This is a genomic window from Streptomyces sp. 8L (genome assembly GCF_020176795.1).
Lineage (GTDB): Bacteria > Actinomycetota > Actinomycetes > Streptomycetales > Streptomycetaceae > Streptomyces.
The window spans coordinates 28,890-38,034 of record NZ_JAIUKE010000062.1; the positions used below are offsets into that span (position 1 = coordinate 28,890).

Here is a 9,145-nt window from a genome sequence, read left to right on the forward strand (position 1 = left end):
CCCCCCCCCGGGCCCCCCGCCCGCCCCCCCCCGCCCCGGGGCGGGGCGGGCTGCGGAGCTCAACTTGAACCCCGCCGGCCCCCGGCCCCCCCCGGGGCCCCCGACAGTGCCTGCGCCCGGCCGATCGGCGGGCGCGGTCACACTGTGCGGGACCGTTCACCAAGGTGGTGAAAAGTCCCGGAACGGGTTACGGAATCCAGACATTTGCGCACCAGTGGCGCTGCCGGTGCACGCGCCCCCGCGCGCGGTGCCTTCCGCGCAACACCCCTTGCACGCACCCTTGCGCGCCAAGGAATCCGGCGCGCCGGGCTCCCGGACGCCGGGCGCGCACCGGTGTGATCATCTGGCCGCCGACCCCACCCGCAGCGGCCCCGGCCCCTCGTGGTGGATCGGCGTGCCGGCGCCCGCGAGGGGCACACCGGTACCGCCGTGGCATACGGCGACGATCTCCGACGCGATCGACAGCGCCGTCTCCTCCGGGGTCCGCGCCCCGAGATCCAGGCCGATCGGTGAGCGCAGCGCGGCGAGTTCGACGTCGGTCAGCCCGGCCTCGCGCAACCGTCCGAGGCGGTCCTGGTGGGTGCGCCGCGAGCCCATGGCCCCGATGTACGCGACGGGCAGCCGCAGCGCCACCTCCAGGAGCGGCACGTCGAACTTGGCGTCGTGGGTGAGCACGCACAGCACGGTCCTGTGGTCCGTGGACGTGGCCCCGAGGTAGCGGTGCGGCCAGTCCACGACGATCTCGTCGGCCTCGGGGAAGCGGGTGCGGGTGGCGAAGACGGGCCGCGCGTCGCACACGGTGACGTGGTAGCCGAGGAACTTCCCCATGCGGACGAGCGCCGCCGCGAAGTCGATGGCGCCGAACACGATCATCCGGGGCGGCGGGGCGCTCGACTCGACGAAGAGGGTGACGGGCCGTCCGCAGCGCGAGCCGTCCTCGCCGATCTCGACGGTGCCGGTGCGGCCCGCCGCCAGCAGGGCCCGCGCCTCCCCGGCCGCCGTACGGTCGAGTTCGGAGGGCCCGCCGAACCCTCCCTCGTACGTGCCGTCCCGGCGTACCAGCAGGGCGCCGCCGAGCAGGCCGGCCGGCCCGTCCACGACCCGGGCGAGGGCCGCCGCCTCCCCCGCCGCGGAGGCGGCGAGAGCGGCGGCCAGCGCGGGCCTGCCCGGCGAGTCGGCACGTACCGGGGTGACCAGGATGTCGATGACACCGCCGCAGGTCAGTCCGACGGCGAACGCGTCCTCGTCGCTGTAGCCGAACCGCTGGAGCACGCTGTCCCCGGTCCTGAGCGACTCCGCGGCCAACTCGTAGACGGCGCCCTCCACACAGCCGCCCGAGACCGATCCCACGGCGGTGGGGGGGGGGGGGGCGGCGGGGGGGGGGGCCCGGCGGCCGGGGGGGGGGGCGCCCCCCCCCCCCCCCGGGGGGCCCGCGGGGGGGCCCCCCCCCCCCCACCCCCCGGGGGGGGGGCCGCGGGCGCGGGGGGGGGGGGGGCCCGGCATCCTGGGCGCGCTGCCGCTGACAGCCACCACCGTGGCCACGGCGAAGTCGCGCCCCTGCCGGGCCCACCGGTGCAGCGCTTCGGCGATGTCCAGCATGGTGGTTCTCCTTCGGCTGTGCGGAGGCGGAGTCGGAGTCAGAGGCGGTGTCAGGAGACGCCGAGCCACGACTCGATGGGATGGAGCGCGTAGAAGACGACGAAGATCACGGTGAGCCCCCACATGAAGGGCCCGATCTCCCTGGCCCTGCCCTGGGCGAGGCGGATGGCGACGTACGAGACCGTGCCGGCCGCGACGCCCGCGGTGATGGAGTACGTGAAGGGCATCAGCACGACGGTGAGGAAGGTCGGCAGCGCGACGGCGCGGTCGCTCCAGTCCACGAAGCGCGCGTTCTGCATCATCATCGCGCCGATGACGACCAGGGCCGCCGCGGCGACCTCGCCGGGCACGATCCGGGTCAGCGGGGTGAAGAACAGGCAGGCGGCGAACAGCAGTCCGGTGACGACCGAGGCGAAGCCGGTCCTCGCGCCCTCGCCGACGCCGGTCGCCGACTCGACGAAGACGGTCTGGCCGGAACCGCCCACGACGCCGCCGACCACACCGCCGGTGCCGTCGATGAACAGGGCCTTGGACAGGCCCGGCATACGGCCCCTGGCGTCGACGAGTCCGGCCTCGTTGCCGACGCCGATGATGGTGGCGATGGCGTCGAAGAAGCCGGCGAGCACCAGGGTGAACACGATCATCCCGACGGTCAGCCCGCCGACCTGGCTCCACCCGCCGAACCGCAGGTCGCCGAAGAGGGAGAAGTCCGGCATGGACACCGCGCTGCCGTGCAGCGCGGGCGCGCCGCTCCCCCACTGCTTGGGGTCGACCACCCCGGCCGCGTTCAGGACGACGGCGACGACCGTGCCGGCGATGATGCCGATGAGGATGGCGCCCGGGATCTTGCGGGCCAGGAGCATGAAGATCGCCAGCAGGGTGACGCTGAAGAGCAGCACTGGCCAGCCCACGAGCTGGCCCGCGGGCCCGAGCGAGAGCGGGTTGCCGCCGTGCGCGGGGTGCACGAAACCGGCCTTCACCAGGCCGATCAGCGCGATGAACATCCCGATGCCCATGGTGATGGCGTGTTTCAGCGGCAGCGGGATGGCGTTCATCACCCGCTCCCGCAGGCCCGTGACGACGAGCAGCATGATCACGATGCCGTACATGACACACATGCCGAACGCCTGCGGCCAGGTCATCACGGGCGCGACCTGCGTGGACACCACGCTGGAGACGGAGAGGCCGGCCGCGAGCGCGAGCGGCGCCCTGCCGACGAAGCCCATCAGCAGTGTGGTGAAGGCGGCGCCGGTGGCGGTCGCCGTGATCAGCGCCTTCTGGGCGAGGGTGTGGCCGGCGGCGTCCTGCCCGGACAGGATCAGCGGGTTGAGCAGCAGGATGTAGGCCATGGCCATGAAGGTCGTTATGCCGCCGCGCAGTTCCCGCGCGACGGTGGAGTCTCTGGCCGAGATGTGGAAGTAGCGGTCGAGCCAGGACCGGCCGGCCGGGGGACGCGAGCCCTCGCCCGCTTCCTCGGCCGGGGTCATGGCTACCTGCGATGGGGTCATGATGCCTGCTCCCAAGGTTCAAAGGGGCACCCGCGCCGGCCGCGGTGGTCCGCGGCGCGGCGAGAGGGATTTGGGATGGTAAGTGGCTGCACGACCCGGGGGACGGCCCGAGACGAACGAAGGGTCCGGCTGTCGCGGCACGAGGAGGGTGTCGCGGTGTGACGGTGCGGCGCTGTGCCGCGCGTGAGGTGCTGTGCTGTTGTACGTGTTGTTCTGTTGTGCGTGTTGTTCTGTTGTGTTGTTCTTTTGGTGTGCCTCCCGGGGCTCCGCGCCCTCAGGCGTCGGTGCCGGTGAGGTGTTCCGGGCGTACCGGGGTCCGCTCCAGCGCGAGCCCCGTCGCGTTCCTGATCGCGGCGAGCACCGCGGGGGTGGACGAGAGAGTGGGCGCCTCGCCGATGCCGCGCAGGCCGTACGGGGCGTGGTCGTCGGCGAGTTCGAGCACGTCGACGGGGATCGTCGGGGTGTCGAGGATGGTGGGGATCAGGTAGTCGGTGAAGGACGGGTTGCGCACCCGCGCGGTCTTCGGGTCGACGATGATCTCCTCCATGACGGCGACGCCGAGGCCCTGGGTGGTGCCGCCCTGGATCTGGCCGAGCACCGACAGCGGGTTGAGGGCCTTGCCGACGTCCTGCGCGCACGCCAGCTCGACCACCTTGACGAGGCCGAGTTCGGTGTCGACCTCGACCACGGCGCGGTGTGCGGCGAAGGAGTACTGCACATGGCCGTTGCCCTGCCCGGTGCGCAGGTCGAACGCCTCGGTCGGCCGGTGCCTGAACTCCAGCTCCAGGTCGATCGCCTCGTCCTCCAGTACGTCGGCGAGGCCGGCGAGCACCTCGCCGCCGTCGGTGACGACCTTGCCGCCTTCGAGCAGCAGCTCGGCGGTCGCCCAGGCGGGGTGGTAGGTGCCGAACTTGCGGCGGCCGAGCTCCAGCACCTTCTCGCGCACGTGCTCACAGGTGTTCTTGACGGCGCCGCCCGTCATGTACGTCTGCCGGGAGGCGGAGGTGGAGCCCGCCGAACCGACCTGGGTGTCGGCGGGGTTGATGGTGACCTGGGAGACGCCGAGCTCGCTGCGGGCGATCTGGGCGTGGACGGTGATGCCGCCCTGCCCGACCTCGGCCATCGCGGTGTGTACGACGGCGACGGGTTCGCCCGCCACGACTTCGAGCCGCACCCGCGCGGTGGAGTAGTCGTCGAAGCCCTCGGAGAAGCCGACGTTCTTGATGCCGACCGCGTAGCCGACACCGCGCACGACGCCCTCGCCGTGGGTGGTGTTGGACAGGCCGCCGGGCAGGGCGCGCACGTCGGCGGCCTCGCCCGCGCTGACCCACTGCTGTTCGGGCGGCAGGGGCCTCGCCTTGACCCGGCGCAGCAGTTCGGCGACGGGAGCGGGCGAGTCGACACGTTGGCCCGTGGGCATGACCGCGCCCTGGCTCATCGCGTTGCGCTGCCGGAACTCCACCGGGTCCAGGCCGAGTTCCTTCGCGAGCTTGTCCATCTGCGCCTCGTAGGCGAAGCACGCCTGGACCGCGCCGAAGCCGCGCATCGCGCCGCAGGGCGGGTTGTTGGTGTAGAGGGCGAGCGCCTCGATGTCGACGTCGTCGACGACGTAGGGCCCCACCGACAGCGAGGCGGCGTTGCCGACGACGGCGGGCGACGCGGAGGCGTAGGCGCCGCCGTCGAGCACGATGCGGCACCGCAGGTGCGTCAGCTTGCCGTCCCGGGTGGCGCCGTGCTCGTACCACAGCCGTGCGGGGTGGCGGTGGACGTGGCCGAAGAACGACTCGAACCGGTTGTAGACGATCTTGACGGGCTTGCCGGTGCGCAGCGCGAGGAGGCAGCCGTGGATCTGCATCGACAGGTCCTCCCTGCCGCCGAAGGCGCCGCCGACGCCGGACAGCGTCATCCGGACCTTCTCCGGGGGCAGCCCCAGGACCGGCGCGATCTGGCGCAGGTCGGAGTGGAGCCACTGGGTGGCCACGTACAGATCGACGCCGCCGTCCTCGGACGGCACGGCGAGCCCCGACTCGGGCCCGAGGAACGCCTGGTCCTGCATCCCGAAGTAGTACTCGCCCGAGACGATCACATCGGCGCGGGCCGCCGCCGCGTCGGCGTCGCCGCGCGTGATGGGCTGCCGGTGCACGATGTTGGGGTGCGGGACGTGGCCGGAGTGGTGGTCGTCGCGGTGCTCGTGGACGAGCGGCGCGCCCTCTCCCGTGGCGGAGGCCTCATCGGTCACGACGGGCAGTTCCGCGTAGTCGACCTTGATCTTCGCGGCGGCGCGCCGCGCGGTCTCCGGGTGGTCGGCGGCGACCAGCGCGACGGGTTCGCCGTGGTGGCGCACCTTGCCGTGGGCGAGCACCGGCGTGTCCTGGATCTCCAGGCCGTAGTGGGTGACGTCGGTCGGCAGGTCGTCGTAGGTGAGGACCGCATACACCCCGGGGGTGGCGAGCGCCTCCGCGGTGTCGATGGACCGGATCTCCGCGTGCGCGACGGTCGAGCGCAGGGTGTGGCCCCAGAGCATGTCCTCGTGCCACATGTCGGAGGCGTACGCGAACTCGCCGGTGACCTTGAGGGTTCCGTCGGGGCGGAGGGTGGACTCGCCGATGCCTCCCTTGGCGCCGGTGCCCTGGGTGAGGCGGCCCGGTGTGACGCGTGGCTGCTGCGGCATCGTCAGTTCCCCCCGCTCTGCCGGGCCGCGGCGAGGCGTACCGCGTCGAGGATCTTCTCGTACCCCGTACAGCGGCAGAGGTTGCCGGACAGCGCCTCGCGGATGTCCGCGTCGGTGGGCGACGGGTTGTGCTCCAACATCTCGTCGGCGGCGACGAGCAGGCCGGGGGTGCAGAAGCCGCACTGGACGGCGCCCGCGTCGATGAACGCCTGCTGGACCGGTGAGAGGGGCAGGCCCTCCCCCGTCAGGGAGTCGGCGGCGAGGCCGGGACGGGCCTGCCAGCGCCTGGCGGCGTCGAGCGGCGTCCCCGTCGGCGCGGCGGCGGGCCCGGCCGGCGGGGTGGCCGCCGAGGTCAGCTCGCGCTCCATGGCGTAGTCGGCGAGGCCCTCGACGGTGACGACGTCGCGGCCCTCGGCCTGGCCGGCCGCGACCAGGCAGGAGCAGACCGGCACGCCGTCCAGGCGGACCGTGCAGGAACCGCATTCGCCCTGCTCGCAGGCGTTCTTGGAGCCGGGGAGGCCCATCCGCTCGCGCAGGACGTACAGGAGGCTCTCGCCCTCCCACACGTCGTCGGCCTCCTGCGGCCGGCCGTTCACAGTGAAATTCACACGCATGGGTTACGCAGCTCCTTCAAGAGTGCGGGTGCCGCGGTACTGGTCCCAGGTCCAGCCGAGCTGCCTGCGGGCGAGGACCCCGATGGCGTGCCTGCGGTACCTGGCGGTGCCGCGCACGTCGTCGATGGGGTTGCAGGCTCCGGTGACGAGCTCCGCGAAGCGCGCGGCCACCGAGGGGGCGAGCGGCGCGCCGCTGTCCCAGCACCCGTCCTCTTCGAGGGCGGCGTTCAGGAACTCTTCGGCGGCCTCGGCGCGCACGGGGGTCGGTGCGGCCGAGCCGATGCCGGTCCGCACGGTGCGGGTCTCGGGGTGCAGGGCGAGCCCGAAGGCGCAGACGGCGATGACCATGGCGTTGCGCGTGCCGACCTTCGAGTACTGCTGGGGCCCGGTGGCCTTCTTCACGTGCACGGCCCTGATCAGCTCGTCGGGCTCCAGCGCGTTGCGCTTGACGCCCGTGTAGAAGTCGTCGATCGGGATGAGCCTGCTGCCGCGTACGGACTCGGCCTCCACCTCGGCGCCCGCGGCGAGCAGCGCGGGGTGCGCGTCCCCGGCCGGCGAGGCCGTGCCGAGGTTGCCGCCGACACCGCCGCGGTTGCGGATCTGCGGGGAGGCGACCGTGTGCGAGGCGAGCGCGAGACCGGGCAGCTGCGCACGGAGGTGCTCCATGATCCGGGCGTACGGCACCGACGCGCCGAGGCGTACGCTCCCCTCCCCCACCTCCCAGGCGTAGAGCTCGGCGACACGGTTGAGGTCCAGGAGGTGTCCGGGCCGGCGGTGATCGAAATTGATCTCGACCATGACGTCCGTGCCCCCTGCGATGGGCACCGCGGTGGGGTGCGCGGCCTTGGCGGCGAGCGCTTCCTCCCAGCTCGCGGGGCGAAGGAAGTCCATGCGTGGCTCTCTTCATCTTCGTGGTCGGTCTGCGAGATCCGGGGACGGCCGGCCCGGCGGGCGGTGGACCCGGCCGGGGTGTGCTCGACTGGTGTTCATGAGCTGTTGACGCTGCGTGGCCCCAGTACACAAGGCGTGCTCCGTCCGGTGCAGTCACGGAAACCATGAAGCGGTTGGCCGGTGCGCCGCCCGGTCTTGTAGATTCGAACGAATGCCGGACGACGGGGGTCCCGGCAGCCTCACGGTCCCGTCCCGTCCCGGTGGCGTGCGGTCCTCCTCATCCCGACTTCCCCGACTTCCCGACCTCCCCGCGTCTCCGCGGCTGCCGGCCAGGCTCCCGGCGGGAGACGCACGAACGACGAGAAACGGCGACGACACGATGCGGCTGCGCGCACTGCTGGAGACCGAGGGCCTGGGCCTGAGACTGCTGGGCGGAGAGCACGAGCTCGACCGCCCGGTCCGCGGGGTGATGACGACGGATCTGCGCAACCCGAGCCGGTACCTGTCTCCCGGCGCATTGGTGCTGACGGGCCTGGTGTGGCGGCGGGACGCCGCCGACTCCGAACCGTTCGTCGGGATTCTGGCGGCTGCGGGCGTCGCGGCGCTGGCGGTCGGCGAGGCCGATCTGAACGGCATCCCCGACGACCTGGTGGCGGCGTGCGCGCGGCACCGGCTGCCGCTGCTCGCGGTGGACACGGCGGTGTCCTTCGCGACCGTCACCGAGCACGTGGTCCGGCAGGTGTCGGGCGAGCGCGCGGGCGACCTCGCCGCCGTCGTGGACCGGCACCGCAGGCTGATGACGTCGGGACCGGCGGGCGGCGGCCCGGACGCGGTGCTCGACCTGCTGGGCTCCGACCTCGACCTGCGGGCCTGGGTGCTCTCGCCGACCGGGCGGCGCGTCGCGAGTTCGGGCGCGCCGCTGCCGGAGGGCAGGGCCGCGGGGCTCGCCGCCGCGCATCTGGCGGCGGCCCGCACGGGGCGCAGGGGCCCCTACCGCGCGGTGATCGACTCGACGGTGTACTCGCTGTTCGCGATCCGGGGCCCGGGCCGCGGCGGCGACCCGGTCGAGTACGTGCCGCGCGAGCCGCGCGAGAGGGCGCTGTCGGAGTGGCTGCTCGCGGTGGAGGCCGACGCGGGCGACTGGCCCGCGGAGCGGCTCGACCTGCTCCAGGGCGTCACCCAGCTCATCGCGGTGGAGCGCGACCGGCGGGATGCCGCGCACGCCGTACGGCGCAGGCTGGCGCAGGAGATCCTTGAGCTGGTCCAGGCGGGCGCGGCGCCCGCGGAGATCGCGGCGCGGCTGCGGGTCGCGGCGCCGGTGCTGCTGCCGGGCGGCGGCGCCGCGCCGAACTGGCAGATCGTCGTGGCGAGTCTGGAGTGGTCGGGGCCGCGGGCCGCGCCCGGCAGTCCGGCCGTGCTCCAGACGGTGCTGGAGGAGATCCTCGCGACGCCGGCCCGCCCGGGCGGCCGGGCGGCGGACCGCGTGGCGGTGGCGCACACGGGTGACGAGGCCGTCGCACTCGTACCGCTGCCGCCCGGCGGGGAGCGGGCGGCGGACGGCGGCGCGGTGGAATCCCGTACGGACACCGAGTCCCTCACGGACGGGGAGCCCCGCGCGGGGGGGGGGGCCGGCGGGGGGGGGGGGGGGGGCGGCGGGGCGGAATCCGTCTCGGGCCCTGGCGCCGGGCGTGCGTCGGGGGCCGCAGCCTCCGCCCCGGACCAGGACCCGGCGGGCAACGCTTTGTCCGGCGGTACGGACGCGGCGCGCGGCGCCGGGCCCCCCGCGGGCGCCGTCGTGGCCGCGGGGCGCGCGCCGCGCGCCGCCGGCCAGGGCGGCGCGGGGCCGCGCACCCACCGCGGGG

The 9,145-nt window shown here is 73.9% G+C and carries 6 protein-coding genes; 1 reads left to right on the forward strand and 5 read right to left on the reverse strand.

Going from position 1 to position 9,145, the window contains the following annotated elements:
• Window positions 1-339: 339 nt before the first annotated feature.
• The 5 genes from LCE31_RS07320 to LCE31_RS07340 all read right to left on the reverse strand — a co-directional run bounded on the left by LCE31_RS07320 (window position 340) and on the right by LCE31_RS07340 (window position 7,283).
• Window positions 340-1,599, reverse strand: coding sequence for an XdhC family protein (locus LCE31_RS07320; protein WP_374118425.1), 1,260 nt, complete (start codon window positions 1,597-1,599; stop codon window positions 340-342).
• 50 nt (window positions 1,600-1,649) lie between these two features.
• Window positions 1,650-3,107, reverse strand: coding sequence for an NCS2 family permease (locus tag LCE31_RS07325; RefSeq protein WP_225013179.1), 1,458 nt, complete (start codon window positions 3,105-3,107; stop codon window positions 1,650-1,652).
• A gap of 274 nt (window positions 3,108-3,381) precedes the next feature.
• Window positions 3,382-5,778 carry a xanthine dehydrogenase subunit D gene (gene pucD, locus LCE31_RS07330; RefSeq protein ID WP_225013180.1) on the reverse strand — a complete coding sequence of 799 codons (2,397 nt, stop codon included), beginning with the start codon at window positions 5,776-5,778 and terminating at the stop codon, window positions 3,382-3,384.
• A 2-nt stretch (window positions 5,779-5,780) separates the two neighbouring features.
• Entirely contained in the window at window positions 5,781-6,392 is a 612-nt protein-coding gene (locus LCE31_RS07335) for a (2Fe-2S)-binding protein (protein ID WP_225013181.1), read from the reverse strand.
• A 3-nt stretch (window positions 6,393-6,395) separates the two neighbouring features.
• Window positions 6,396-7,283: an FAD binding domain-containing protein gene (locus tag LCE31_RS07340; RefSeq protein ID WP_225013182.1), complete on the reverse strand. Its 888-nt coding sequence runs from the start codon at window positions 7,281-7,283 to the stop codon at window positions 6,396-6,398.
• 379 nt (window positions 7,284-7,662) lie between these two features.
• On the opposite strand from LCE31_RS07340, the gene LCE31_RS07345 reads away from it, so the two are divergent.
• Window positions 7,663-9,145: PucR family transcriptional regulator ligand-binding domain-containing protein (locus LCE31_RS07345; protein WP_225013183.1), on the forward strand; the 1,483-nt coding region annotated here is incomplete at its 3' end.